Genomic DNA, 26,115 nt, shown 5'->3' on the forward strand with positions numbered 1-26,115 from the left:
TCCAGCGCCGATGGTACTGCGACCGCCAGGTCGTGGGAGAGTAGGACACCGCCGGAACACCCAACCACCCCCACACACCAAACCCCCGAGCCACCACGGCCCGGGGGTTTTCGTGTCCCCGGGCCCCCTCCACACCCCCGGCACATCTTGTCGCGGGCCACCACCACAGCACCGGCACCTTGTCACAGGGAATCCCCACGACAAGCACACCTCGCCGAACCCGGAAAACCACGACAAGGCCCCCGAGGTCCGCACCCCCGGGCACATCCTGCCGCGGGCCACCACCACACCACGCACCCCTTGTCACAGGGAATCCCCGCGACAAGACGGATCAACGGCCGAAACTCCCCGCGACAAGGCAGACGGAGCCCACCGCACCCAGGCGGTCGAGCGACCCACGACCCGCACAGCCTCCATGCCGGCGGGCCCCACGGCCCCGCGCGGCCCACCCAGACGACCCGCCACACCGCCCCGCACCGTGAACGGCGTAAGCGTGCGGGTCGGGTCCGCGAACGCATCACCGACGGCGAGCCGAGAGACGTGCGGGCAGACCCGCTGCCCTGATCGGCGGATCGGCCGACGCCGTCATGCCGTCGTTACAGTGACCGTCGTGTCCGCGTCGTGGAGTTCACCCGTTGCCCCACCGCTGACGGGAGCGGGTCGATGACGGATTCGCTGACGACATCGGGGCTCGCCGTCGAGGACCTGAGGGTCGCCGCGGAGGCGCACACGGACGACGACCCGCAGCTCGCGGACCTGGTCACGCTGTACTTCGCCCGCGTCGCACCCGGCGAGATGGGCGCGGACGCCGACGAGGCCCTGGGCATCGTGCGGGCCCACCGCAGCCTCGCCCGGCTCCGGACCCCCGGTCAGCCCGTCACGGCGGTCCTCGGGGCCGGCGCCGAGTCCACGCCCGGCATGACGACCCCGGACCCGGACCGGGTCTTCGTCCTCGTCGTCACCGACGACATGCCGTTCCTCATCGACTCCGTCGTCGCCGAGCTGTCCCGGACCGGGGCGACGGTGCACCGGGTCGTGCACCCGGTCGTCGTGGTGCGCCGCGACGCGAACGGTGCCCTGCTGGAGGTCCTGCCCGACGCCGACCCCGCCGACCCGCCGTCGGGAACCGTCGCCGAGTCCTGGATGAACCTGGAGCTCGAGGCGGGCTCCGGGTCCGAGTCGGTGCGGGAGCTCTCGCAGGACCTGCACGGTCGGCTGTCGGCGGTCCTCGCCGACGTCCGGGACGTCGTCGAGGACGGCGAGCGGATGCTGGAGCAGGCCCGGCAGCTCGCGGACGACCTCGAGCAGGACTCGCCGCCGCTGGAGTCCCGCCGCGTGGACGAGACCGTCGCACTCCTGCGCTGGCTCGCCGACGGCAACCTGACCTTCCTCGGCTACCAGCGGGTGGGGTCGGGGGAGCAGGGGCTCGGCATCCTGCGCCGGGACTCGGACTACACGCGCACGCTCACCGCGGGCCCGGACCTCGCCGGCCGCCAGGAGGAGACCGAGGGGGACCCGACCGGGCCGACCCTGCTGGTCCTCACCCGCGCCGGGGCCCGTTCGACCGTGCACGCGCCGGTGCACCCGCTCTACGTCGGCGTCCGGGTGTACGACGAGCAGGGCCGACCGGCCGGCGAGCACCGCTTCCTCGGCGTGCTGACGGTGGCCGCCCGCAGCGCCGACGTCATGCGTATCCCCGTGGTGTCCCGCCGCGTGCACGAGGTGATGAGCAGCATCGAGCTGCCCGTGGAGTCGTGGTCGGGGCAGCGGATGGTCGAGGTGATGCAGACCTACCCGCGGGCCGAGCTGCTGTGCACCGACCGGGCGTCGCTGCACGAGACCGTCACCGGGGTGCTGGCCCTGGCCGAGCGACGGCGGGTCCGGCTGTTCCTGCGCCGGGACCGGTGGGGCCGCTACTTCTCCGCGATGGTGTACCTCCCGCGGGACCGCTACACCACCGCGGCGCGCCTCCGGATGCAGCAGCTGCTCCTCGACCGGCTCGAGGGCGCCGACATCGAGTACACCGCGCGGGTCACCGAGGACCAGCTGGCGCTGCTGCACGTCACCGTGCACACCGGGCAGCGCGAACCGGTCCGACCCGACGTCGCGGCCCTCACCGCAGAGCTCGCCGAGGCCGCCCGCACGTGGGACGACCGGCTCCGGGCCGCCGCCGGGCCGCGCGAGCGGGCCGCGATCGCCGGCACCGGGGAGCCCTTCAGCCAGGCATATCAGGAGGACTTCCCGCCGGAGCGGGGTGTGGCCGACCTCCAGGTCCTCGACGGCCTCAGCGGGCCCGACGACCTCGCGGTCCGGCTCTACGCGCCCGACACCCCCGACCCCGAGAGCGGCGACCGGCGCCTCAAGCTCTATCTCGTCGGGCGCCGGATCACCCTCTCCACGGTGCTGCCGGTGCTGCAGTCGATGGGGGTCGAGGTCGTCGACGAACGGCCCTACGAGGTCCGCCGCAGCGACGGCCGCACGGCGTGGATCAACGACTTCGGGCTCCGCATGGGCCTCGACGCGGCCGCGGCCGCCGACGAGGACCTCACCCGTCGTGCGGCCGAGGCGTTCACCGAGATCTGGCGGGCCCGGGTCGGCGCCGACGGCTTCAACGCGCTCGTCCTGACGGCGGGGCTGTCCTGGCGGCAGGCCGCGCTGCTGCGGGCGCTCGCGCGCTACCAGCGCCAGATCGGCAGCACCTACGGCCAGAGCTACATCACCGACGTCGTCGTCGCGCACACCGACGTGGCCGTCGGGCTGGTGACGCTGTTCGAGGCGCGGTTCGACCCGGAGCAGGACGGCATGCGCGAGGCGCGGGTCGCCGAGCTCGACGCGCAGGTGGAGGCCGCGATCGACGCGGTCACGAGCCTGGACGCCGACCGCATCCTGCGCGCCCTGCTCGGCCTGGTCCGCGCGACCCTGCGCAGCAACTACTTCCTGCGCGACGGCGAGGGCCGGCCGCGGGAGGTCCTCGCGTTCAAGCTCGACCCGTCCCGGGTGCCCGGCGTCCCCGAGCCCCGGCCGGCCATCGAGACCTTCGTCCACTCCAACCGCGTCGAGGGCGTGCACCTGCGCTTCGGCCCGATCGCCCGCGGCGGCCTGCGCTGGTCGGACCGGCTGCAGGACTACCGCACCGAGATCCTCGGGCTGGTGAAGGCCCAGGCGGTGAAGAACGCCGTGATCGTGCCGGTGGGCGCGAAGGGCGGGTTCGTCGTCAAGCGCCCGCCCGCCCCGACCGGCGACCCGGGGTCGGACCGCGACGCCCAGCGGTCCGAGGGCGTCGCCTGCTACCGCCTGTTCATCGGGGCGCTGCTCGACCTCGTGGACGACCGGCAGGGGCACGCGGCCGACTCCGCGGCGGTCACCCCGGACCGCATCGTGCGCTACGACGGGGACGACACGTACCTCGTCGTCGCGGCGGACAAGGGCACGGCGACGTTCTCCGACATCGCCAACGAGGTCGCGACCTCGCGGGGGTTCTGGCTCGGCGACGCGTTCGCCTCCGGTGGATCGGTCGGCTACGACCACAAGGCCATGGGCATCACCGCCCGCGGTGCGTGGGAGTCGGTGCGCCGGCACTTCCGCGAGCTCGGCCGCGACATCGCCGGCGACGAGATCACCGTCGTCGGGGTCGGCGACATGTCCGGCGACGTGTTCGGCAACGGCATGCTGCTCTCCGAGCACCTGCGCATCGTCGCCGCGTTCGACCACCGGCACGTCTTCCTCGACCCCGACCCGGACCCGGCGACCTCGTTCGCCGAGCGCCGGCGGCTGTTCGAGCTCCCGCGCTCGTCGTGGGCGGACTACGACACCTCGCTGATCAGCGACGGCGGCGGGGTGTATCCGCGCACCCTCAAGCGGATCCCGGTCTCGGCGCCGGTCGCGGCGGCCCTCGGGCTGGAGAGCACCGAGGCGCTGGACCCGCCCGCCCTGATCCGCGCAATTTTGCGGGCCCCGGTCGACCTGCTCTGGAACGGCGGGATCGGCACCTACGTCAAGGCGACCGAGGAGACCCACGCCGATGCCGGGGACAAGAGCAACGACCCGGTGCGCGTGGACGGCGCCGAGCTGCGCGCGAAGGTCGTCGGCGAGGGCGGCAACCTCGGCCTGACCCAGCGCGGGCGCATCGAGTACGCCCGCGCCGGCGGTCGGGTGAACACCGACGCCATCGACAACTCCGCGGGCGTCGACTGCTCCGACCACGAGGTCAACATCAAGATCCTGCTCGACTCGCTGGTGGAGCGCGGCGAGCTGGCCGAGGAACGCCGCGACTCCCAGATCGCCGCGACCACGGAGGACGTGGCCGCCCTCGTCCTCGCCGACAACGTCGCCCAGAACGACGTCCTCGGGGTCGCCCGGGCCCACGCCGCGGACATGCTCAACGTCCACGAGGCCCAGGTGACCGACCTGGAGGCCCGGGGGCGCATCGACCGCGAGCTCGACGTCCTGCCCGACGCCGAGGGCTTCGAGGCCCGTCGTCAGGCGGGGGAGGGGCTGGCCGGGCCGGAGCTCGCGCAGCTCATGGCGCACGTCAAGCTGGACCTGACCGAGGCGCTCGCGGACGACGACCTGCCCGACGCCGAGATCTTCACCCGCCGTCTCCCGTCGTACTTCCCGCCGGTGCTCGCGTCGACCTACCCGGCGGCGATCGCCTCGCACCCGCTGCGCCGGCGGATCGTGACGACGATGGTGGCCAACGAGGTCGTCGACGGCGGTGGGCTGTCCTACGTGCACCGGCTGGTCGCGGAGGTGTCGGCGACCCCGGCGGACGCGGTCCGCGCCTACCAGGTGGCGACGAAGGTGTTCGCACTCGATGCCCTGGCCGCGGACATCGCGGACGCGACGGCCGCCGGGCTGCCGACCCACGCCGCCGACGGCCTCACCCTCGGCTCCCGCCGCGTGCTGGACCGGGCGTCGCGCTGGCTGCTCACCCACCGCCCCCAGCCGCTGGCGATGGGCGCGGAGATCCAGCGCTTCGCACCCGCCGTCGCGAACCTGGGGCCGCGGGTCCGGGACCTGCTGCGCGGGGCGGAGGCCGACGGCTTCGCCGAGCGGGTGCAGGCGATGGTGGCCGTCGGGGCGCCGCCGGAGCTGGCCGAGCGGGTGGTCGGCGGGCTGTACGGGTTCGGGCTGCTGGACGTCACCGAGGTCACCGAGATCGCGGAGGCCGATCACGACGACGACCCGGACGACCTCGTGGCGGTCGCCGACCTGTACTACGCGCTCTCCGACCACCTCGGGATCGACCGGCTGCTGACCGTGGTCGCGGCGCTCTCGCGCCGGGACCGCTGGGACGCCCTGGCGCGGCTGTCGCTGCGCGACGAGCTGTACTCCTCGCTGCGGGCGGTGACCCTCGACGTCCTCGCCGACACCGACGTCCACGAGTCGGCGGACGAGAAGATCGCGCACTGGGAGCAGGCGAACACGTCCCGGCTGGTGCGTGCGCGCACGTCGTTGGCCGAGATCGCCCGGTCCGGGCGGACCGACCTGACCACGGTCTCCGTGGCCGCCCGCCAGATCCGGAGCATGGTGCGATGAGCACGACCTATGACGTCGACGTGGCCGTGCGCTGGTCGGACCAGGACCCGTACCGGCACGTCAACCACGCGAAGGTCGTCACGCTGCTCGAGGACGCGCGGACCGCGCTGCTCTTCGACGCGGCCGCGCGGGAGGGCGTCGCGGCGTTCGAGGCGGGTCTGCTCGTCGCCCGCGTCGACGTCCGCTACCGGCGCCCGATCCCGTGGACGCGGCGGGGCGTCCGGGCTCGGATGTGGGCGCACTCGGTGCGGGCCGCGTCGTTCACGGTGGGGTACGAACTGCTCCTTCCCAGCAACGACGCAGCCGGGGAGGTCGAATGGGACCCGAAGCCCGCCGTCACCGCGGACACCCAGCTCGTGCCCTACGACCTGGTCGCGGCGCGACCGCGCCGACTGACCGACGAGGAGCGTTCGTTCCTGAAGCGCTACGAGGTGACGTGAGCGGCGCGGTGCTGTCGATCCCGGACGCGGCGCAGCGCGATGACCTGGCCGAGTTCGTGGCGCGGGCGGTACGGCTCGACGCGGCCACCGTGGTGCGGCTCCGGGAGCGGCCGGGGGAGCCCGCGGCCGTCGAGGCGTTCGCCCCGACCCCGTTCGACGCACTCGTCACCCGCAGTGCGCCGGGCACGCTGGAGCCGGCCGACGTCACCGTGGTCGGGTCGGACCTGCTCGCCGCCCTCGCGGTGGCCGGCGGGCCGTCGGTGGAGCCGGGTGCGCCGGTGGACGAGCGGTGGCGGGGCCCGCTGCCGCCGTTGCGCCCGGACGCGCGGTGGCAGGTCGTCGGCGAGGTCCCGTCGGCCGAGCTGGACCGGCTCGCGGAGAAGGGGGTCGCGGCGGCCCGCGCGGGCGACCCGAGCGGACGGCCCTCGGCGGCGCTGCTCGACCAGGTGGTGCTGACGGTCTCCGACGACGCCGCGCGGCTCGAGGTGCGGGTGCCGATGCGGTGCGTGTTCGCGCTGTCCGGCATGGGCTTCGTCGGGCCGGGCGCGGCGGACGAGGCCGTGCGCGTCTCCACCGACGGCGGGTGGCTGCGCCTGGACGCCCGCGGCGGCGCGGTGGTGCGCCGCCGCCGGGCCCAGCTGCCGCTCCTCTAGCGGAGGTTCGACCGCAGGAAGTTCAGCGTCTCGTTCCAGGCGATCGTGGCCTGCTGCGGGTCGTAGGTCCCCATGTGGTCCTCGTCGTTGAAGAACGCGTGGCCCGCCGGGTAGAGGCGGAAGTCCGGACGGCGGCCGGCCTCGGTCTCGATGCGATCGGCCAGGGCCGTCACGGCGTCCGGCGGGGCCATCGTGTCCTGCTCGCCGAAGTGCCCGAGCAACGGCGCGGACAGGTTCGTGAAGCTCGGGTAGTCCTCGCCGAGCACGCCGTAGAAGGGCACCGCCGCGCCGATCTTGTCGCCCTGCTGGGCGGCCAGGACGAGCACGAACCCGCCGCCCATGCAGAACCCGACCGCGCCGACCTTGCGCCCGACGACGGCGTCGTGGTCGAGCAGGAAGTCCACGGCCCCGGCGAGGTCGGTCGCGGCCTGCTGGACGGGCAGCTCAGCCATGAGCTTCCCGGCCTCGTCGGAGTCGTGCGTGGTGGTCCCGCCGTAGAGGTCCGGGGCCAGCGCGACGAAGCCCTCGGCGGCGAGGCGGTTCGTGACGTCCGCGATGTGCGACGTCAGGCCCCACCACTCCTGGATCACGACGACGCCGGGTCCGGCGCCGGACTCCGGCACCGCGAGGTAGCCGTGCGCGGTGCGCCCGTTGCTGGGGAAGGAGACGTTCTGGAGCGGGTTGTCAGCCACGGCCCGGGGCTTCCCGGAGAGGTTGCCTAAAACGCCTTGTTCATCATGCTCATCGCCGCCATCTCCATGTACTCCCAGATCTGGCGGTGGCGTTCCGGTTCGAGCTGCTCCTCGTCGACGGCGACGCGCATGCAGCGCAGCCAGGCGTCGCGCTCGAGCGGGCCGATCGGGAACGGGGCGTGCCGCATCCGGAGCCGGGGGTGACCGCGCTGCTGGGAGTAGGTCTGGGGGCCGCCCCAGTACTGCTCGAGGAACATCCGCAGGCGCACCTCGGCCGGCCCGAGGTCCTCCTCGGGGTAGAGCGGGCGCAGCACCGGGTCGTCGGCGACCTGCTCGTAGAACCGGTGCACGATGCGGACGAAGGTGTCGTGGCCGCCGACCGCGTCGTAGAAGGTCTGGGGACTGCTCACGGGGTCCACCGTCTCACGATCGTCGGACGGTCACGGACGGGGACGACCCGCCGCGGTGCTGCTCGCCGCCCCGAAGGGCGTCGGCGCCGGCACCCCGGCGTCGTCGAAGGCGGTCTTCACCGCGCCGGCGACGGCGCGCTGCACCGCCCACTGCTCGCCGGGCCGGGTGCGGATCGTCAGCCGGAGCAGGATGCCCTCCGCGGTCACCGACTGGACCCCGAGCATCTCCGGCGGCGCGAGGACCTTCGCCGCGATCGCGGGCTCCGCACACTCCTCGACCGCCGCGTTCCGCGCGAGCTCGGAGGTGTCGTCGACGTCCGCGGAGTGCCCGACCGGGATGTCGACGACGGCGACCGAGTAGCCCTGGCTGGAGTTGCCGACCCGCAGCACCTCGCCGTTGCGCACGTACCAGACGGTCCCGGCGATGTCGCGCAACGTCGTGACGCGCAACCCGACCGCCTCCACCGTCCCGATCGCCTCGCCGAGGTCGACGACGTCCCCGACGCCGTACTGGTCCTCGAGCATCATGAAGATGCCGGACAGGAAGTCCCGGACGAGGTTCTGGGCGCCGAACCCGATCGCGACGCCGAGGATCCCGGCGGAGGCGATGATGGGGGCCAGGTTCACGCCGAACTCGCCGAGGATCAGCGTGAACGCGACGCCGTAGATCACGAGCGTGACGAACGAGCGCAGCACCGAGCCGATGGCCTGGGCCCGCTGGGAGCGTCGTTCGATCACCTGGGGCGCCGCCTCGCGCAGGCTCGCGGCCGCCCGGTCGCGCAGCGGACGCAGGAGCCGCGGGACCCGTCCCGAACTGGCCTTCTCGACGATGCGGCGGATGGCGCGGTGCACCGCGAAGCGCAGCACCACGGCCACCACGATGATCACGAGCGTCGTCACCGTGTGCGAGACGATCGTGTCCGCGGAGCGCGAGAGCCACGAGGCGTGGGTGTACTGGAACACCCGGGCGCACAACGAACCGGCGTCGCTCGCGCAGGCGGGGGCGTCGAAGGGGACGTCGGGCAGCACCGAGGGCTCGGTGGACGGCGGCGGGGTCGGGGTCGGCGTCTGCTCGCTCATGCCGGTCGGGATCAGCACGCACCGGACGATACGGATCCCGGGCGCGGTCCCCTGCCGGTGGATCCGGTCGGTGAACGGTCCGTTATCACAGGTGCACGACGCCCCCGGATGTGGTCGACTGTGCCCACATCCCGGTGGGAGGTGGTCGTGTGATCGAACGACAACCCAGGACCGTGACGCCGCTGGTCAGCGGGGTCGGCGGACCGAGCGTACGGACCGAGCCCCCCGACACCGTCCCCGTTCTCGTCCCCGACCCTCCCGCCGAGGACGTCACGGCCACCCCCGTCGCTGCGCTCGCCCCGGTGCCGGTCGCCACTCCGGCCCCTCCCGCCCCGTTCCTGGGACGTCGCCGGGTCCTGCTCCTCAACGCCACCTACGAACCGCTGACGGCGCTGCCCCTGCGCCGCGCGATCGTCCTGCTGGTCTGCGGCAAGGCCGACGTCGTGCACGGCGACTCCTCCGGGCTCGTCCTGCACTCCGCCACGGGCGCCGTCGACGTCCCGTCGGTGATCCGGCTGCGGGTGTTCGTCCGCGTGCCCTACCGGGCCCGGGTCCCGCTCACCCGCGCGGCGCTCATGCACCGCGACCGGTTCCGCTGCGCGTACTGCTCGGGGAAGGCCGAGACCATCGACCACGTGGTGCCGCGCAGCCGCGGGGGCACGCACACGTGGGAGAACACCGTCGCGTGCTGCGCCCGCTGCAACCACAAGAAGGCGGACAAGCTGCTCGCCGAGCTCGGCTGGCCGCTGCGGACGATGCCGACCGCGCCGCGCGGGCGGCACTGGCGGCTGCTCGCGGGTCTCGTCGACGCGGATCCGCAGTGGCTGCCCTACCTCGGGGAGACCGCGGCGTAGCGGGAGGCGCAGCGGAGCTCGACCGGGCAGGGCGGGAGACGCAGCGCAGCGGAGCTCGACCGGGCAGGGCGGGCCGGGGTCCGAGGGTGCATGATCGCGTGACGTGAGCGATCTGCACGAGCTGACCGCGCTGGAGACGGCGGACGCGATCCGGCGCGGGGACGTCTCCGTCCTCGACGTCGTCGACCACGCCCTGGCGCGCGCCGAGGGCATCGGCGCGCGGCTGGGCGCGTTCGCCGTCCTCACCCCCGAGCGCGCCCGGGAGGCCGCGCGGGCGCTCGACGATGCGCGGACCGGGCCGACACCGCCGTCGGGAAGCCTGTGGGGCGTCCCGACCGCGGTGAAGGACCTCAGCGCGACGGCGGGCGTGCGGACCGGGCGCGGGTCGGTGATCTACGCCGACTGGGTCCCGGAGGTCGACGACGACCTCGTCGGGCTGCTGCGCGCGGCGGGCACGGTGAGCCTCGGGAAGACCGCGGTGCCCGAGTTCGGGCTGCCCTGCTACACCGAGCCGGCCGGCGCGCCCCCCGCGGTCACCCCGTGGGACGTCTCGCGCTCGGCGGGCGGCTCGTCCGGGGGCGCGGCCGCGGCGGTGGCCGGCGGGGTGCTGCCGATGGCGCAGGGCTCCGACGGCGGCGGCTCGATCCGGATCCCGGCGTCGGTGTGCGGGCTCGTGGGGCTGAAGACGACGCGGGGCCGGGTCCCGGCGGGGCCCATGGGCGGCGACCCGGCCGGACTGTCGGTGCCGGGGCCGCTCGCCCGGACCGTCGCGGACGCGGCGGCCCTGCTCGACGTGCTCTGTGGGGGGCGGACGTGGCCGGGGGAGCCGTTCGTGCCGGGGCGGGTTCCCGACGGCGGGTACCTGGAGATGGTGCGCTCGGGCCCCGGCCCGCGGCGCCGGATCGGGCTGTGCACCACGGTGCCCTACGGCGACCTGTCCGGGTTGCTCGGCGCGGAGTGGACGGGCGCCGCGGTGGACCCGGTGTGTGCGGCGGCGGCCGAGGACACCGCCCGCGTGCTGGAGTCGCTGGGGCACGTCGTCGAGCCGGTCGACCTCACGCTGCCCGACGAGGTGATCGGCGCGTTCCTCACGCTCTGGGCGACCCTCGCGCTCGCCGACCCGGTGGCCCCGGACGACGAGCACCGGCTGCAGCCGCTGACCCGCCTCCTGCGGGCCCGGGGCCGCGAGGTGTCCGGGATCGCCGGGCTCGGGGCGCTGCAGACCGTCCAGGTCGCGACCCGGCGCATCGTCGCGGCGCGGGCCGGGCTGGACGCGGTGCTGACGCCGTCGGTGGCGCTGTCGCCGCGACCCGTGGGCTGGTTCTCCGCGGACGGCCCGGAGACCGACTTCGTCCGGCAGGTCGCGTTCACACCGTGGACGGCGATCGCGAACATGACCGGGGAGCCGGCCCTCGGCCTCCCGACCGGCTGGCCCACGGTGGACGGCGGGACCCTGCCGGTGGGCGTGACGCTGCGGGGGCGGCGCGGCGAGGAGGACGTGCTGCTGGGGCTCGGGGCGGAGCTCGAGGCCGCGATGCCGTGGGCGCACCGTCGACCGCCGGTGTGGTGAGGAGGACCTACGACACGACGTCGGAGCGGCTTTCCACTACGGTTCGGCGCGTGAGTCCGATCGAGACGATCCTGATCTATGCGGTGATCCCGGTCGTCGCGCTGCTCCTGCTCTTCGTCGTGACCGCGACGCGGGGCCGGGGCAAGGCCGCGTCCTACCGGGCCGGCGACGAGTGGCCGCACGAGCCGCTCTGGTGGATCGGCAACCCCAAGGGGACCGGGCTGCCCGAGCCGACCGTGGAGGCCGTGGGCGCGACCGCGAACCGCACCGCCCGAGGAGGCGCACGTGGCACCTGGTGAAGTCGCGCGCCCGCAGGCGCGGCCCGGCGAGACCCCGATGATCCGCGAGACCGGCCTCGCCGAGGACCCGGTCTACGGTCACGCACGGGTGCCGACCGCCTCCGGCCGCATCTCCGAGGCCACCGAGATCCTGGCCGACGACCAGCGCGTCCCGTTCTCGTCGTCCCAGCTCTCCCGCATCGACGAGGCGCTGACCCGCACCTCCGCCGACACCGGGCTGCTGTTCAGCGTGTGGGTCGGTGAGCTCGGCGGGCGTTCCCGCGAGCGCGCCGAAGAGTTGCACGCCGCGCTCGGCGAGCAGGCCGAGGAGGCCGTGCTCGTCTGCGTGTCGCCGGGCGAGCGGGTCGTCGAGGTCGTGACCGGCGAGGAGTCCGTGCGCCGCGTCGACGACCGGGGCGCCAAGCTCGCGGTGATGGCGATGGTCTCGTCGTTCACCGAGTCCGACCTCGTGGGCGGCATCGTCGAGGGCCTCCGCGTGCTCGGCGACCACGCAGGGTCGAAGCACTAGGCCGTACGGCCCAGCCCCCTCGCTGAACGAACGGCACTCTCGCGCCCCTAGACGCAGCGAGAGTGCCGTTCGTTCGTTCCGGGGGTGTCAGCTCCGGTCGGACTCCCGCGCCGCCAGGGCCCGCACGACGCCCGCGCGGCCCTCGGTGACCAGGCGGCGCAGCGCCGAGGGGTGCTCCCCGGCGAGCCAGCGGTCGGCGGCCTCGACGGTCTGCGGCTCGACGGCCCACGACGGGAACATCCCCTGCACGAACGGCTGCGCCTGCTCGCTCGAGCGCCGGCCCCAGACCTCGTCGACCACCGCGAAGTACTTCTCGCGGTAGTCGGTGAGCAGCGCCCCCTGGGCGGGGTGCGAGAAGCCCATGATGATCGCCATGTTGATCGCGTTGGGCAGCGTGTCGTCTCCGGCGGCGCGCTCCCAGGCGGTCGCCTTCGCCTCGGGGGTCGGCACCAGCGCCCGCGCGCGCTCGGCCATCCGGAGCCCGGTGGCGGTGTTGTCCCGCTCGAGCTCGGCGGCGATCTCGGGCTCGCCGGCCGCCCCGTGCGCCACCAGCGCGTGCAGCAGCCGCCACCGCAGGTCGGTGTCGACGGTCAGGCCCTCGAGCGGACGGGTGCCGTCCCGCCAGCCGGCCAGCGCCTCGAGCGCCTCGGGGGTCAGCACGGAACCGGAGAGCGCGTTCACGAACGCGAGCTGGTGGTCCGAGCCGGCCTCGGCCGACCGGGCCAGGTCGAGCAGCGTGGCCACGAACGACGGCCAGCCCTGCTCGACGGCCCACTCCGGGTCCGCGTAGGACGCCAGCGCGGTCTGGGCCTGCAGCAGCAGCCGCTGCACCACGCCCACCTCGGTCTCGGCCGCGACCCCGCCGACGACGAGGGCCACGAAGTCCCGGGCGCGCATCTCGGCCTCGCGGGTCATCTCCCACGCCGCCGACCAGCACAGCGTGCGCGGCAGCGGCTCCGCGACGTCGCCGATCCGCTCGATCAGGGTGCCGAGCGACCGGTCGTCGAGGCGCATCGTGCAGTAGGTGAGGTCGTCGTCGTTGACCAGCACCAGCGCACCGGCCGGGACGCCGACCAGCTCGGGGACCTCGGTGCGTTCCGCCGTGACGTCGAGCTCGGTGCGGTGGCGCCGCACCAGCTTCCCGGTCTCGTCGGCGTCGTAGATCCCGACGGCGATCCGGTGCGTGCGGGTCTCGCCGGCGCCCGGCTTCGCGCCGCCCTGGAGCACGGCGAAGCCGGAGTAGGACCCGTCGTCGGACACCTGGAACGACGGCGTCAGCGAGTTCAGCCCCGTCGTCCGGAGCCACTCGGCCGACCAGCTCGACAGGTCGCGGCCGGACGACTCGGTCAGCGCGCCGAGCAGGTCGTCGAAGGTGGCGTTGCCGTAGGCGTGCCGGGAGAAGTACAGCCGCAGCCCGGCGAGGAACTCGTCCTGCCCGACGAAGGCCACGAGCTGCTTGAGCACCGACGCGCCCTTGGCGTAGGTGATGCCGTCGAAGTTGACCTCGACGGCCTGCAGGTCGGGGATGTCCGCGGCGATCGGGTGCGTCGAGGGCAGCTGGTCCTGGCGGTAGGCCCAGGACTTCTCGACGTTGGCGAACGTCGTCCACGCGTTCCGGTACTCGGTGGCCTCGGCCTGGCTGACCACCGAGGCCCACGTCGCGAACGACTCGTTCAGCCACAGGTCGTCCCACCAGCGCATCGTCACGAGGTCGCCGAACCACATGTGCGCCATCTCGTGCAGCACGGTCTCGGCGCGGCGCTCGTAGAGGTAGCGGGTGACGCGGCTGCGGAAGACGTAGTCCTCCAGGAACGTCACCGCGCCGACGTTCTCCATCGCGCCCGCGTTGAACTCGGGCACGAAGAGCTGGTCGTACTTCGCGAAGGGGTAGGGCACGCCGAAGTTGCGGTGGTAGAAGCCGAAGCCCTGCTTGGTCTCGGTGAACAGCCGCTCGGCGTCCATGTGCTCGGCGAGCGACGAGCGGCAGTAGATCCCGAGCGGGATCTCGCCGTGCTCGTCGGAGTAGGTGTCGGTCCACCGCGCGTACGGCCCGGCGATCAGCGCCACGAGGTAGGTCGAGATCCGCGCGGTGGTGTCGAACGCGTGGTGGACCGCGCCGTTCGGCAGCGTCGTCGTCGTGGACAGGGCGCCGTTGGAGATGACGTGCCAGTCCGGGGCCGCGGCCGCGGTCAGCGTGATCGTAGCCTTGAGGTCGGGCTGGTCGAAGCACGCGAACATGCGCTTCGCGTCCGCCGTCTCGAACTGGCTGTAGAGGTAGACCGCGCCGTCGACCGGGTCGACGAACCGGTGCAGGCCCTCGCCGGTGTTCATGTAGCGGCAGTCGGCGTCGACGACGAGCTCGTTCTCGGCCGCGAGGTCGGGCAGCGCGATGCCCTTCTCCTCGTCGTAGCCGGAGACGTCCAGCGCGACGCCGTTGAGGTTCGCCGAGCGCACGCCCGCGGCGACGATGTCGATCCAGCTGGCGGCGCCGGGCGACGAGCTGCGGAACCGCACCGTCGTCGTCGAGCGGAACGTCTCCTCGCCCGGCCGGTCGCCGCCGTCGGTGAGGTCGAGGGCGATCGTGTACGAGTCGACCTCGAGCATCTCCGCGCGGGTCCGCGCGTCGTCCCTGGTCAGGTTCGGAGCAGCCACGGACGCCACCCTATCGACGGGGGAACACGGTCGCGCCCGCTGCGGTTCGCACCGGTAGAAGGCCGTCGATCGAGGGAAGCCTGAGGACATGAGCACCGACAAGTCACGCGTGGATTTCTGGTTCGACCCGCTCTGCCCGTTCGCGTGGATCACCTCCCGCTGGGTGCTGGAGGTGGAGAAGGTCCGCGACGTCGAGGTGCACTGGCACGTGATGAGCCTCTCCGTGCTCAACTCCGGCCGGGACCTCGACGAGAAGTACCAGGCGATGATGGAGGAGGGCTGGAAGCCCGTCCGCGTCTGCATCGCCGCCGCGCAGAAGCACGGTGACGAGATCCTCGCCCCGCTCTACACCGCGATGGGCACCAAGATCCACAACGAGGGCAACAAGGACTTCGACGACGTCATCGCGAAGTCCCTCGCCGAGGTCGGCCTGGAGGCGGACCTCGCGCAGGCCGCCACGTCGACCGACTACGACGACGCGCTGAAGAAGTCCCACCACGAGGGCATGGACCCGGTGGGCATGGACGTCGGCACCCCGGTCATCCACGTCGAGGGCTCGGCGTTCTTCGGCCCCGTCATGACCCGCATCCCCAAGGGCGAGCAGGCCGGGCAGATCTGGGACGGCTCGAAGCTCCTCGCCGGCTACGAGTACTTCTACGAGCTCAAGCGCACCCGCGACACCGAGCTGAAGTTCGACTGACCCTTCCCGACGACGGGTGCCGGTGCGGCACCCGTCGTCAGGTGAGCGTCACCCGGTGGCCCTTCTCCGCGGGGCGGACGTGCACGGAGCGGCCGATCGGGTCCGTCGTCGCGAACGCCTCGAGGGTGGCGGCGTCGTCGGGGTCGACGCGCGCGAGGACGCGTCGCCCGTCGTCGGGCAGCCGCCCGACCACCACGGCGCCGTACGGGCGCCCGTCGCGCCCGTACTCGACGGTGTAGGTCTCGACCGTCACCGCGCCCTCGGCCCGTCGCGCCTGGCCGGGGCCCTGCGCGTGGACGGCGTCGACCTCGGCCTGCGCGGCGGCGTCGTCCCCGGGCCGCCACGGAGTGGGCCGGGTCGAGTACACCCCGGCCGAGTACTTGTGGATCGCCCCGCCGTTGGCGCCGACCAGCCCGAAGGTGCCCGGTCGGGCTCGGAGCGCGGTGACGGTGTCGGCGATCGCGTGCATCGAGTAGTCGTTGCCCGGACCGCCGAAGAACGGCAGCCCACCGGTGACGGTCAGGCCCCGCGGGTCGTCCGCGGCGAGGCCGAGCTCGTCGGTGACGACGCGGACCGCGATGGGGAAGCAGCTGTAGAGGTCGATCGTGGTGAGGTCGTCCACGCCGATCCCCGCGAGGTCGAGGGCGCGCCGGACGGCGGTCGCCGCGGCGGGGCTCGCGCCGAGGTCGGCGCGGTCGAGCAGCGGGGGCTCGACGAGGTCCGCGTGCCCGTGCAGGTGGACCCACCGGTCGTCGGGAACACCCAGCTCGCGCGCGGTTCCGGCGGACGCGAGCACCACCGCCGCGCCCTGGTTGACCTGCTCGCGCGCGACCAGGTGGCGCAGGTAGGGGTCGGCGATCGGGCGGTTGTCCGACGACGGCGTCGCCAGCTCGTCGACGGACCTTGCCGTCGGGGCCGCGGCGTGCGGGTTCTTCGCCGCGACCTCCGACAACGGGGCGAACAGCTCGGCCATCTCCCGGCGGTGGTCCTCGCGAGAGAGTCCGAGCCGGGCGCGGCGAGCGTGCTCGCACAGGGCGTACTGCAGGACGGGCGTGAGGACGTCGTTCTCGACCTGCTCCGGGACGATGAACGACTCGAGCCCGAGCCCGCGGTCCTCGAGCTGCCCGCCGACGTGCTCGGTCCAGTCCGGGCGGTCGGCCTCGGAACTCAGCAGGCGGCGGACCGTGGACATCGCCTCGGCCCCCACCAGCAGCGCGACGTCGATCTCCCCGGCCGCGATCGCCGCGGCCGCCTCGGTGACCAGGTGCTGCGGGGACTGGCCGCCGACCACCTCGAGCACCGCACGCCGCGGGTCGGCGCCGATCCGCGTCCCGATCGACCGCGGATAGTTGTCCGAGCGGCCCAGGGGCGCCTCGGCGCCGGGCGCGGACATCTCGAACTGGCGGACGGCGGCGATCAGGTCGATGCGGGCGGCGAGGTCGGCCGGATCGGCGCCCGCGTCGGTCAGGGCGGCCCGTGCGGCCCCGGCGCCCAGATCGACGGGCGAGAGGCCCCGGTAACCGGGGTCGTCCAGGCGTTCGGAGGACTGCCCGACGCCGACGAGGACCGGGGTGCGATCGCTCACGAGGACGCCAGCTCGCCGAGGGCCCGCAGTCGGCGGGTGCAGTCGGAGACCATCTCGCGCGCGATGTCCCCGGCCGGACGCAGCGCGGAGAAGCCGCCCACGACCTGGCCGATGAAGTAGGTGTCGAGTGCCGTCGCCCCGGGGTGTCCCTCGGCGGACGCCGCGTGCACGCGCTCCCACATGCCGCCGACCAGCATGGGCTGCAGGGGCAGGGGAAGGGGGTCGGGGGCGCCGGGCCGGTCCCACGCGTCGTGCCAGGCGGAGCGCAGCTGCCGGGCGGGCTTGCCGGTGATCGTCCGGGACCGCAGGGTGTCGCTGCTGCCGGCCGCGAGGAACTTCTCCTTCACCGCGCGCGGGGTGATGTCCTCCTCGCTGGAGAGCCACACCGAGCCGCACCACACCCCGGCCGCCCCGAGCGCGAGCGCCGCCGCCATCTGGTCGCCGGTGGCGATCCCGCCGGCGGCGAGCACCGGGCGGTCGCCCGCGATCGCGACGACCTCGGGGGTGAGCACCGTGGTCGCGACGGTGCCGGTGTGCCCGCCCGCCTCCGTCCCCTGCGCGACCAGGATGTCGACCCCGGCAGCGAGCTGCCGCTCGGCGTGCTTGCGGGCCCCGACCAGCGAGGCGACGACGATGCCCGCCGCGTGCGCGCGCTCCACGAGATCGGCCGGGGGCGGGCCGAGGGCGTTCGCCACCATCGAGATCGGGTGGGAGAACGCCACGTCGAGCAGCGCCTCCGCGCCCGCCGGGTTGATCGCCGCGGCGATCTCGTCGCTCGTCTCGTCCTCCGGGGCCGCCGTGGCGGGCACGGGGACCTCGTACTCGTCGAGCAGCGCGTCCACGAACGCCCGGTGCTCGGCGGGGATCTGGGCCCGCAGGCTCGCGACGAGGTCGTCGGGGTCGCTGACCGCGAACTTCTCCGGCACCAGGAGGTCCACGCCGTAGGGGCGACCGGCCACCTGCTGGTCGATCCAGTGCAGCTGGGCGTCCAGCTCCGCCGGTGTGTACATGCTCGCGGCGAGTACCCCGTAGCCGCCGGCGTTGGTCACCGCGGCGACCACGGCGGGGCTGCGGTTGAAGCCGACGAGCGGGTGCTCGACGCCCAGGAGCTCGGTGAGGGCGGTGTGCATGCGGCGATCCTCGCAGGCGATCGGGGACGAGTGTGACTCGGTGTATCACGTAACACGAATCATGGGCTGCCGCTGCGGCGGTCGTCGGGAAGGATCGGGGCATGAGCGCGAGCATCGGGACGCTGACCGACCACTGGATCGACGGGGCGCGGGCGACCGGCGGGAGCGGCGCGATCGGCGTCGTGAACCCGGCGACCGGGGAGACGATCGCCGAGGTCCCGCGCGGCGGGGCGGCGGAGATCGACGCGGCCGTGCTCGCGGCGCGGCAGGCGTTCGTGGCCTGGTCACGGGTGCCGGTGGCCGACCGCGCGGCCGTGGTGCTGCGCATCCGGGAGGGCATCAAGGCCCGTCACGAGGAGCTGGCGCAGTCGATCACGGCGGAGATGGGCTCGCCGATCACCTTCTCGAGGAACGTCCAGCTCGGCATGCCGATGGCGACCTCGAAGGGCGTCGCGGGCCTGGCGGACGACTTCGCCTGGTCCGAGGAGATCGGGAACTCGCTGGTGGTGCGCGAGCCGGTCGGTGTCGTCGGGGCGATCACGCCGTGGAACTACCCGCTGCACCAGGTGGTCGCGAAGGTCGCGCCGGCGCTCGTCGCGGGGTGCACGGTGGTGCTCAAGCCCTCGGAGATCGCGCCCCTGACGGCGGGCGTGCTGGCCGAGATCACCGCGGAGGCGGGCCTCCCGGCGGGCGTGTTCAACGTCGTGCACGGCACGGGCCCGGAGGCCGGCGAGGCGCTGGCCGCGCACCCGGGGGTGGACATGATGTCGTTCACCGGTTCGGTCGCCGCCGGGCGCCGGGTGCAGGAGGTGGCCGCGGGGACGATCAAGCGGGTCGCCCTGGAGCTGGGCGGCAAGTCCGCGAACATCGTGCTCGACGACGCCGACCTGACGAAGGCGGTGAAGGTCGGGCTCGGCAACTGCTTCATCAACGGCGGCCAGACCTGCACCGCGTGGACGCGGCTGCTGGTGCCGGAGTCGCTGCACGACTCCGTCGTCGAGCAGCTGGTGTCGGCGTCCGCGAAGTACACGGTGGGCGACCCGACCGACGAGTCGACGCGGGTCGGGCCGATGTCCTCGGACACCCAGCGCTCGCGGGTCGAGGGCTACATCGCCCGGGGTGTCGAGGAGGGGGCGGAGCTCGCCGTGGGCGGTCCGGGTCTTCCCGACGGGGTGTCTTCCGGGGCCTACGTCCGCCCGACCATCTTCTCGGGCGTGCGGCCGGACATGACGATCGCCCAGGAGGAGATCTTCGGACCCGTGCTGTCGGTGATGCCGTACTCCGACGTCGACGAGGCCGTGGCCATCGCCAACAACACCATCTACGGGCTCGCGGGCGCGGTGTTCGCCGGCTCGCAGGAGCGCGGGGTCGAGGTGGCCCGCCGGATGCGGACGGGACAGGTCGACGTCAACGGGGGCGCGTTCAACCCGCTCGCGCCGTTCGGCGGCTACAAGCAGTCCGGGACCGGTCGCGAGCTCGGGCGCTACGGGCTCGAGGAGTTCCTCGAGGTGAAGTCGATCCAGCTGTAGGGGGCGCCGGCGGCGGGTGGGTCGCCACGATTCGCCGAGCGGTACATCAGGCACCTCCGCGACCGCGACGCGGTGCCTGGTGTGCTTCTCGCGTCCGCGCGGGTCGTGGGCCGTTCGCGAGGGCTACGTGAGGCACCACCGGGGGCGCCACAGGATGCGTGGTGTGGTTCTCGGCGACGGTGCGGGCTCCGGGCTTCGTCGTGGACGCGGCGACGATGGCTGATCGCTCTCACCTGACGCGCGAAGGGCGCCATCCACCCACGGCGGGGTCAGCACGTGGCTCGCGGCGGCGTCGTCGAGTGCGACATCAGGCATCGTCGGCGCACTGTCGGGGTGCCTGGTGTGGATCTCGCATCTCGCCGCTGACGAGTTTCCCCGAACCGCACCCACGGCCGTCGGCGTCGCTCTAGCGTCCGGTCGTGGAGGTGGGCCCGCTCCCCAGGGCCCACCCGCGGCGGGAGGGTGCATGGCGCGGCCACGGGGCGCGGCGCGGCGGCGGGCGGAGCTCGTCGCCGTGTTCGTCGTGGTCGTGCTGCTGTTCGGGGTCGGCGTGCCGCTCGGGCTGGCGGGCGCCGTCCGCGCGCTCGCCGGCGACGCGGTCGCGGCCATCCGGCTCGTGGCCGACGAGGACGACGACGGGAAGGACTCGGGGTCCGACGGTGAGAAGTCGGGTGAGAAGTCGGGCGAGAAGTCGGGTGGGTCCGACGACGGCGAGGAGAAGGACGGTGGCTCCGGCTCCGGCGGTCAGCAGGACGAGGGCGACGCCCAGTTCGCGGGCCGCGACCAGGCCGCCCGGGCCTCCGCGCAGGAGTACGTGAACCTCGCCGACGTCGAGCCGAACGGCAACATCAAGAACGGCGGCGACTTCTCCGGCGGCAGCTACTCCTTCTCCTGCCCGCTGTCGGACCACCACAACTCCGACAACTTCATCGTCGCCCCCGGGAAGCGCAACGGTGCCCAGCACACCCACGACTACGCCGGCAACGAGTCCACCAACGCGGCGTCGTCGGAGAACCAGGACGCCCTCGAGCAGGCGGAGACGACCTGCACGAACGGGGACCGGTCGCCGATCTTCTGGCCGGTCCTGCGGGACCTCGAGGGCGTGGGCCCCGACGTCGGGATGGACGGCGGGAGCCTCGACGGCAACGTCGGGTCGTTCGTGGTGCCGTCCTCGGTCGACTACACCTTCCACGGGCACGGGACCCGCCGCACCGAGCCGATGCCGCTGAACATGCAGCTGATCACCGGTTCGGCGAAGGCGGCGAGCACGGGGGAGGGGTCGAACTCCAAGTTCACCTGCTCCGGGTCGGCCGACCGGCTCACCGAGCTCTACCCGATCTGCCCGCAGGGCGCGCAGTTGCAGCGCGTCTACGACTTCCCGAGCTGCTGGAACGGCGAGGACCTCTCGTCGGAGGACTTCGTCAGCCACCTGCAGTACCCGGACGAGACCGGCGAGTGCGCGGACGACCTGATCCCGGTGCCGGCGCTGCGGATCACGGTGTCCTACGACCAGCCGCCGGGGCGGTCGTTCGCGATCGACAGCTTCCCCGACCAGCAGCACGACCCGGTGACCGACCACGCCCTGCTGGAGTACCTCTCCACCGAGGCGCGGGCACAGGCGGGCGCGGACTGCATCAACGCCGCGCAACGCTGTGAGCAGGGCCCGGACGACGACACGGCGAGTTCCGGGCCCCGGGGCCGCAGCGACGAGCTCGCGGTCACGAGGAACTTCGCCACGGCGATGTCGGGTCACCGCGACGCCGGGGTCGCCCACGGGACCCACCGATGACCGTCCGCGTCGCCGCCCACCTCGTCCTCGCCGCGCTGCCCCTGCTCTCGATCACCGCGCACGTCGGCGGGCTGGTCCCGATGCACGTCTCCGCCGGCATCGTCATCGTCCCGGCCGCCGCGGTGCTGGTGCTCCTGGCGGTGTTCTCGCCGGCCCCGGAGGACCGGCTGGTGCTCGACGGGTTGCGGTGGGGCCTGGTCGCGACGGCCGTCTACGACGTGTTCCGCCTGGACACGGTCGCCCTGCTCGGCTGGTGGGACGACTTCATCCCGACGATGGGCACGTGGCTGCTCGACGTCGACCCGTCCGAGCAGGTGCTCGGCGGCGTCGCGGGCTACGTGTGGCGCTACGCGGGCGACGGCGGTGGGCTCGGGGTCGTGTTCGTGACGCTGGCCGCCGCGACCGGGCTGCGCCGCCTCGGCCCGCGCTGGACCGTCGGCATCGCGGTGCTGTTCGCGGTCGGCCCGACGTGGGGCGGGCTGATGGCCACCGTCCTGCTGCCACGGGGCCAGACGCTGATGTTCCCGCTGACCCCGGTCACGGTGACGTTGTCGTTCCTCGGGCACGTGGTGTTCGGTCTGGTGCTCGGCCTGGGGACGTGGCGCCTGCGCGGGATCGAGGAGCGCTGGACCGGCCCGCTCCTGGTCGACCTGCCCGCGCTCGTGCGCCGTGACAGCAGAGCGTCGTTGCCGTCACCGGACGACAGCGACGACGCTCTCCTGCCGTCCGGGGAGCGGCCCGACGCCGGGTCGGTGCGGGCCCTGCGGTCCGTGCCGGAGCGGGCGCCCCGCTTCGACCCGTACGCCGCCGACCCGCTGCCGCTCGAGCCCTGGCTGCCGGAGCCGTTCGAGGACCCGAACCCGACGGGCGAGGTGACCGTGCGGCCCTGGGGGAGCGACCCGTCGTCGGGAAGTCCGGACGTGTTCGGTCTCGGCAGCCGCCGGGGAGCGTGAGGTCAGACGAGGGCGAAGTGCGTGGTCAGCCAGTCGGTGACGGCGTGGATGAACGTCTGCCGGTTCTCGAGGCGCTGGATCTCGTGGCCCTCGTCCTCGAAGAGCAGGTAGCGCACGTCGACGCCCGCGGCCTTCGCGCCGTGCACCGCGAGCTCGGCCTCGTGCACCGGGACGTTGGTGTCGTTGCGGCCGTGGACCACCAGCAGCGGGGCGCGCAGGCGGTCCATGCGGTGGACGGGCGAGAGCTCGCGGAGCAGGTTGCGGTCGTGGATGGGGTGCCCGTACTCGCCGACGGCCGCGTCCGCGATCCACGGCTCGGTGCGCGCGAAGAAGGTCTCGAAGTCGGCCATGCCGCACACGTCCACCCCGACGGCGAACAGCTCCGGGTGGTTCACCAGCGCCGCGAGCGTCAGGTAGCCGCCGTAGGAGCGGCCCATGACACCGATGCGCTCCGGATCGGCGATCCCCCCGGCCACGAGGTGCTCGGCGCACGCGGCGACGTCCCGGATCGCGCCGAACCGGCCCGCGCCGTTGTCGGCGTTGACGAACGAGCGCCCGAACCCGGACGACCCGCGCACGTTGGCCGCGTACACGGCGATGCCCTGCGCGAGCAGCACCTGGTAGAGCGGGGTGAACACCGGGCGCTCCTGGGCCTCCGGCCCGCCGTGCAGGTAGATCACGGTCGGCATCGGGCCCATCGTCCCCGGCGGGCGGTAGAGCCAGCCGGGCAGCGCGAGCCCGTCCGGGGTCGTCACGGTCTCGAGCGTCGGGTGCACGACGGCGGCCTGCTCCGGCTCCGACTGCGGGCAGATCAGCGCCGTGGTCTGGGAGGACAGCTCGTGGCACCACACCGCCGCCGGGACCGCCGGGCCCTGGATGCCGAGCACCAGGGAGTCGCCGTCGTGGCTGAACACCGCGGAGGTGACGACGTCGCCGGGCGGGGAGTAGTGCGCGGGCTTGCCGGTCGCGAGGTCGAGCAGGTCGACCTCGCTGCGCCCGACCACGTTCCACACCAGCGCAGCGGTGCCGGCGTCCTCGGTCAGCGCGAACCGCTCGAGCTCGGCGTCCTCGCGCTCGGCGAGCACCTCCGGGTACATCGGGCGCGCGTCGGTGGCCACGTCCACGCTGACCAGGGCCGCCCGCTCGCGCCCGCCGTCGGTCAGGATCAGCATCCGCGTGCCGTCGGGGGTGAACCGGGCGGCGACGACGGACGAGTCGCGGGTGATGGCGACCGGGTGCTCGACGGCGCCGGGCGGGCCGCCGGGTCCGCGGCCGCTGTCGATCTCGTGCCAGCCCTCGGTGCCGTCGAGGTCGACGATCCCGACGTGGCGTGACCCGCGCCGGCCGCGGCGCAGCAGGGCCCGCCGCCGGTCGCGGGAGACGTCGAGGATCTGCAGGGCGTGCCCGGAGCCGAGGCGCTGGCGCAGCGTGGTGTCGACGTCGACCAGCCAGGCGGTGGTGGTCTCGGGGTCGGACTCGGTGATCGCGAGGACGGATCCGGTGTGGGTCCAGCGGTCCAGCGAGACCGCGCCCCGGTCGCCGTCGCCGACTCCCTGCACGGGGCGGAGGTCGGTGCCGTCCGGGCGGACGACGTACACCGAGGTCCGCTCGCCGCCGTCGGGGGCGGCCTCGATGCCGAGCCACTGTCCGTCGGGGGACCACTTCACCGTCGAGACGAGGTCGTCCCCGGTGTCCAGCGACCACTCCCGCCCGGTGCGCCGCTCGTGCAGCCGGACGACGGGACGGCCGTCGCCGTCCCACACGAACGCGATCGTCGTGCCGTCGGGCGAGGGGCTGGGCGACCAGCATCGTGTGGCGCTGATCCAGTCGTCCACCGGCTCCCCGACCTCCCGTGCGCGCTCGTACACCGTCCGTTTGTGACGTCCAGTGTCAGCATGGCCGCACTGCTGACGTCCCAGGTGGAGGGAACCTACGTCAGTCGATGCCGTGGGCCTGCAGCCACATCTCCAGGAGTGCGACCTGCCACAGTGCGTTCGCGCCCAGGTTGGTCCGCCCGGAGTTCGGGTCGTCGAGCATCGTCGCCACCGCGTCGGCGCGGAACAGCCCGCGGCGCTTCGCGGCCGGGTCGGTCAGGGCCGCGGTGACGCGCTCCAGGACGGGCCCGGAGAGCTGGCGGATCGCCGGGACCGGGAAGTAGCCCTTCTTCCGGTCGATGATCTCGTCGGGCAGCACCCCGCGAGAGGCGGCCTTGAGCACGCCCTTGCCGCCGTCGGCCATCTTGTAGGCCGGCGGGCAGGCGCCCATGGTGTCGACGAAGTCGTGGTCGAGGAACGGCACGCGCGCCTCGAGGCCCCAGGCCATCGTCATGTTGTCGACGCGCTTCACCGGGTCGTCGACGAGCATCACCGTCGTGTCCAGGCGCAACGCGGCGTCCACGGCCTCGTCGGCGCCGCGGCGGGAGAAGTGGTCGCGGACGAGGCCGAGCGACGGGTCGTTCCCGATCAGGTACTCCGGCGCGACGAGGTCGGCGATCTCGTCGTGCGGGCGGTCGAAGAACGCCCGGTGGTACGCGTCGACGGCTCCCTCGCGGCCGACCCGGGCGATCGGCGGGTACCAGTCGTAGCCGCCGAGCACCTCGTCGGCGCCCTGGCCGGACTGCACCACCTTGATCGACTTCGAGACCTCCCGCGAGAGCAGGTAGAACGCCACCACGTCGTGGCTGGTCATCGGTTCGGACATCGCCGCGACCGCCCCGGGCAGGGCCTCGTCGGTGTCGGCCTTCGGCACCCGGAGGCGCGTGTGGTCGGTCCCGTAGGTCCGCGCGACGAGGTCGGAGTAGTCGAACTCGTCGCCCTCCTCACCCGCCTCGGACTCGAAGCCGATGGAGAAGGTCTTGAGGTCCTTCTGGCCCTCCTCGGCGAGCAGCGCCACGACGATCGAGGAGTCGATGCCGCCGGAGAGCAGGACCCCGACCGGCACGTCGGCGACCATGCGCCGCCGCACCGCGATCCGCAGCGACTCCAGCGCGATCTCGGCCCACTCCTCCTCCGAGTGCTCGGTCCCGCCGCGCACGAACTCCGGCTGCCAGTACGTCCAGTCGCTCGACGAGCCGTCCGGCTCCACGGTCCGCACGACGGCGGGTGGCAGCTTGCGGACCCCGGACAGGATCGTGCGCGGGGCGGGGACGACCGCGTGGAAGCTCATGTAGTGGTGCAGCGCCACGGTGTCGATCGACGTGTCGATCCCACCCGGCGCGAGCAGCGCGGGCAGCGACGACGCGAAGCGCAGCGCGCCGGAGACCGGGGCCACGTAGAGCGGCTTGATCCCGAGCCGGTCACGCCCGAGCACCAGCCGGCCCGTGTCCCGGTCGGCGATCGCGAACGCGAACATGCCCTTGAAGCGCTCGACGCAGCGCTGGCCCCACCGGTGGAAGGCCTTGATGATCACCTCGGTGTCCGAGGTGGAGAAGAACCGGTAGCCCTCGCGGCCCAGCTCGTCGCGGAGCTCCCGGTAGTTGTAGATGATCCCGTTGAAGACCGCGGTCAGCCCGAGTTCGGCGTCGACCATCGGCTGCGCGCCGGTCTCGGTGAGATCGATGATCTTCAGGCGCTGGTGGGCGAGGGCGAGCGGCCCGTGGCCGACCACGCCCCAGCCGTCCGGGCCCCGCGGTTCGAGGACCTGCGCCATCGCGAGGACCGCGCCGACCTGCGCCGGGCTCCCGTCGTACCGGAACTCGCCGGCGATGCCGCACACGTGTCGATCGACTCCTCGA

Annotated in this window: 19 protein-coding genes; 11 read left to right on the top strand and 8 right to left on the bottom strand. The window is 73.5% G+C overall.

The genetic code is table 11. The annotated features are described in order from the left end of the window. The first annotated feature begins 663 nt into the window (after nt 1–663). From QRT03_RS28450 to QRT03_RS28460, 3 genes are read left to right on the top strand one after another with little or no spacing between them, the layout of a single operon-like run. Nucleotides 664–5,538: an NAD-glutamate dehydrogenase gene (locus QRT03_RS28450; RefSeq protein ID WP_286056541.1), complete on the top strand. Its 4,875-nt coding sequence runs from the start codon at nt 664–666 to the stop codon at nt 5,536–5,538. Beyond that, the gene (locus QRT03_RS28455) at nt 5,535–5,978 is read left to right on the top strand and encodes an acyl-CoA thioesterase (RefSeq protein ID WP_286056542.1); all 444 of its coding nucleotides are present in this window, start codon (nt 5,535–5,537) and stop codon (nt 5,976–5,978) included. Before QRT03_RS28450 ends, QRT03_RS28455 begins: the two co-directional genes overlap by 4 nt. After that, nucleotides 5,975–6,631, top strand: a complete 657-nt coding sequence (locus QRT03_RS28460) for a DUF8185 domain-containing protein (protein ID WP_286056543.1) — start codon at nt 5,975–5,977, stop codon at nt 6,629–6,631. The genes QRT03_RS28455 and QRT03_RS28460 overlap by 4 nt, the downstream gene beginning before the upstream one ends. Here QRT03_RS28460 and QRT03_RS28465 read toward each other — a convergent pair. The 3 genes from QRT03_RS28465 to QRT03_RS28475 are packed head-to-tail and all read right to left on the bottom strand — an operon-like array spanning nt 6,628 to nt 8,831. After that, nucleotides 6,628–7,323: a dienelactone hydrolase family protein gene (locus tag QRT03_RS28465; RefSeq protein WP_286056544.1), complete on the bottom strand. Its 696-nt coding sequence runs from the start codon at nt 7,321–7,323 to the stop codon at nt 6,628–6,630. The genes QRT03_RS28460 and QRT03_RS28465 overlap by 4 nt on opposite strands. A gap of 26 nt (nt 7,324–7,349) precedes the next feature. Then, nucleotides 7,350–7,733, bottom strand: coding sequence for a globin (locus tag QRT03_RS28470; protein WP_286056545.1), 384 nt, complete (start codon nt 7,731–7,733; stop codon nt 7,350–7,352). A 30-nt stretch (nt 7,734–7,763) separates the two neighbouring features. After that, nucleotides 7,764–8,831 carry a mechanosensitive ion channel family protein gene (locus QRT03_RS28475; protein ID WP_286056546.1) on the bottom strand — a complete coding sequence of 356 codons (1,068 nt, stop codon included), beginning with the start codon at nt 8,829–8,831 and terminating at the stop codon, nt 7,764–7,766. Between the two features lie 155 nt (nt 8,832–8,986). Here QRT03_RS28475 and QRT03_RS28480 point away from each other — a divergent pair, with 155 nt between their 5' ends. The 4 genes from QRT03_RS28480 (at nt 8,987) to QRT03_RS28495 (ending at nt 12,044) form a co-directional block, all read left to right on the top strand. Beyond that, a complete protein-coding gene (locus QRT03_RS28480) occupies nt 8,987–9,667 on the top strand; it encodes an HNH endonuclease (RefSeq protein ID WP_286056547.1) in 681 nt (226 codons plus the stop codon). A 103-nt stretch (nt 9,668–9,770) separates the two neighbouring features. Further along, nucleotides 9,771–11,237: an amidase gene (locus QRT03_RS28485; RefSeq protein ID WP_286056548.1), complete on the top strand. Its 1,467-nt coding sequence runs from the start codon at nt 9,771–9,773 to the stop codon at nt 11,235–11,237. 50 nt (nt 11,238–11,287) lie between these two features. Then, nucleotides 11,288–11,536, top strand: coding sequence for an aa3-type cytochrome oxidase subunit CtaJ (ctaJ, locus tag QRT03_RS28490; RefSeq protein WP_286056549.1), 249 nt, complete (start codon nt 11,288–11,290; stop codon nt 11,534–11,536). After that, entirely contained in the window at nt 11,523–12,044 is a 522-nt protein-coding gene (locus tag QRT03_RS28495) for a DUF5130 family protein (RefSeq protein ID WP_286056550.1), read from the top strand. Before ctaJ ends, QRT03_RS28495 begins: the two co-directional genes overlap by 14 nt. Nucleotides 12,045–12,131: 87 nt before the next feature. Here the strand turns inward: QRT03_RS28495 and pepN are convergent, their stop codons facing one another. Next, a complete protein-coding gene (gene pepN / locus QRT03_RS28500; protein ID WP_286056551.1) occupies nt 12,132–14,696 on the bottom strand; it encodes an aminopeptidase N in 2,565 nt (854 codons plus the stop codon). 88 nt (nt 14,697–14,784) lie between these two features. On the opposite strand from pepN, the gene QRT03_RS28505 reads away from it, so the two are divergent. Beyond that, entirely contained in the window at nt 14,785–15,396 is a 612-nt protein-coding gene (locus tag QRT03_RS28505) for a mycothiol-dependent nitroreductase Rv2466c family protein (protein WP_286056552.1), read from the top strand. A gap of 37 nt (nt 15,397–15,433) precedes the next feature. Here the strand turns inward: QRT03_RS28505 and QRT03_RS28510 are convergent, their stop codons facing one another. Then, a complete protein-coding gene (locus QRT03_RS28510; protein ID WP_286056553.1) occupies nt 15,434–16,981 on the bottom strand; it encodes an acetyl-CoA acetyltransferase in 1,548 nt (515 codons plus the stop codon). Continuing rightward, a complete protein-coding gene (locus tag QRT03_RS28515; RefSeq protein WP_286056554.1) occupies nt 16,978–18,111 on the bottom strand; it encodes a nitronate monooxygenase in 1,134 nt (377 codons plus the stop codon). Before QRT03_RS28515 ends, QRT03_RS28510 begins: the two co-directional genes overlap by 4 nt. A gap of 101 nt (nt 18,112–18,212) precedes the next feature. Between QRT03_RS28515 and QRT03_RS28520 the strand changes: the two genes are divergently transcribed. The 3 genes from QRT03_RS28520 (at nt 18,213) to QRT03_RS28530 (ending at nt 22,382) form a co-directional block, all read left to right on the top strand. Next, nucleotides 18,213–19,640: an aldehyde dehydrogenase family protein gene (locus QRT03_RS28520; RefSeq protein ID WP_286056555.1), complete on the top strand. Its 1,428-nt coding sequence runs from the start codon at nt 18,213–18,215 to the stop codon at nt 19,638–19,640. 466 nt (nt 19,641–20,106) lie between these two features. Further along, on the top strand, nt 20,107–21,429 hold the full coding sequence (locus QRT03_RS28525) for a DUF1996 domain-containing protein (protein WP_286056556.1): 1,323 nt from the start codon (nt 20,107–20,109) through the stop codon (nt 21,427–21,429). Further along, nucleotides 21,426–22,382, top strand: coding sequence for a hypothetical protein (locus QRT03_RS28530; protein ID WP_286056557.1), 957 nt, complete (start codon nt 21,426–21,428; stop codon nt 22,380–22,382). Before QRT03_RS28525 ends, QRT03_RS28530 begins: the two co-directional genes overlap by 4 nt. Before the next feature lie 2 nt (nt 22,383–22,384). Here the strand turns inward: QRT03_RS28530 and QRT03_RS28535 are convergent, their stop codons facing one another. Both QRT03_RS28535 and QRT03_RS28540 read right to left on the bottom strand, forming a co-directional pair. Beyond that, nucleotides 22,385–24,250, bottom strand: coding sequence for a S9 family peptidase (locus QRT03_RS28535; RefSeq protein WP_286056558.1), 1,866 nt, complete (start codon nt 24,248–24,250; stop codon nt 22,385–22,387). A gap of 67 nt (nt 24,251–24,317) precedes the next feature. Next, nucleotides 24,318–26,096, bottom strand: coding sequence for an N-acetylglutaminylglutamine amidotransferase (locus QRT03_RS28540; protein WP_286056559.1), 1,779 nt, complete (start codon nt 26,094–26,096; stop codon nt 24,318–24,320). Nucleotides 26,097–26,115: the final 19 nt, after the last annotated feature.

Origin of the sequence: Actinomycetospora termitidis, assembly GCF_030286555.1 — a bacterium.
In the GTDB taxonomy this organism is placed as follows: Bacteria; Actinomycetota; Actinomycetes; order Mycobacteriales; family Pseudonocardiaceae; genus Actinomycetospora; species Actinomycetospora termitidis.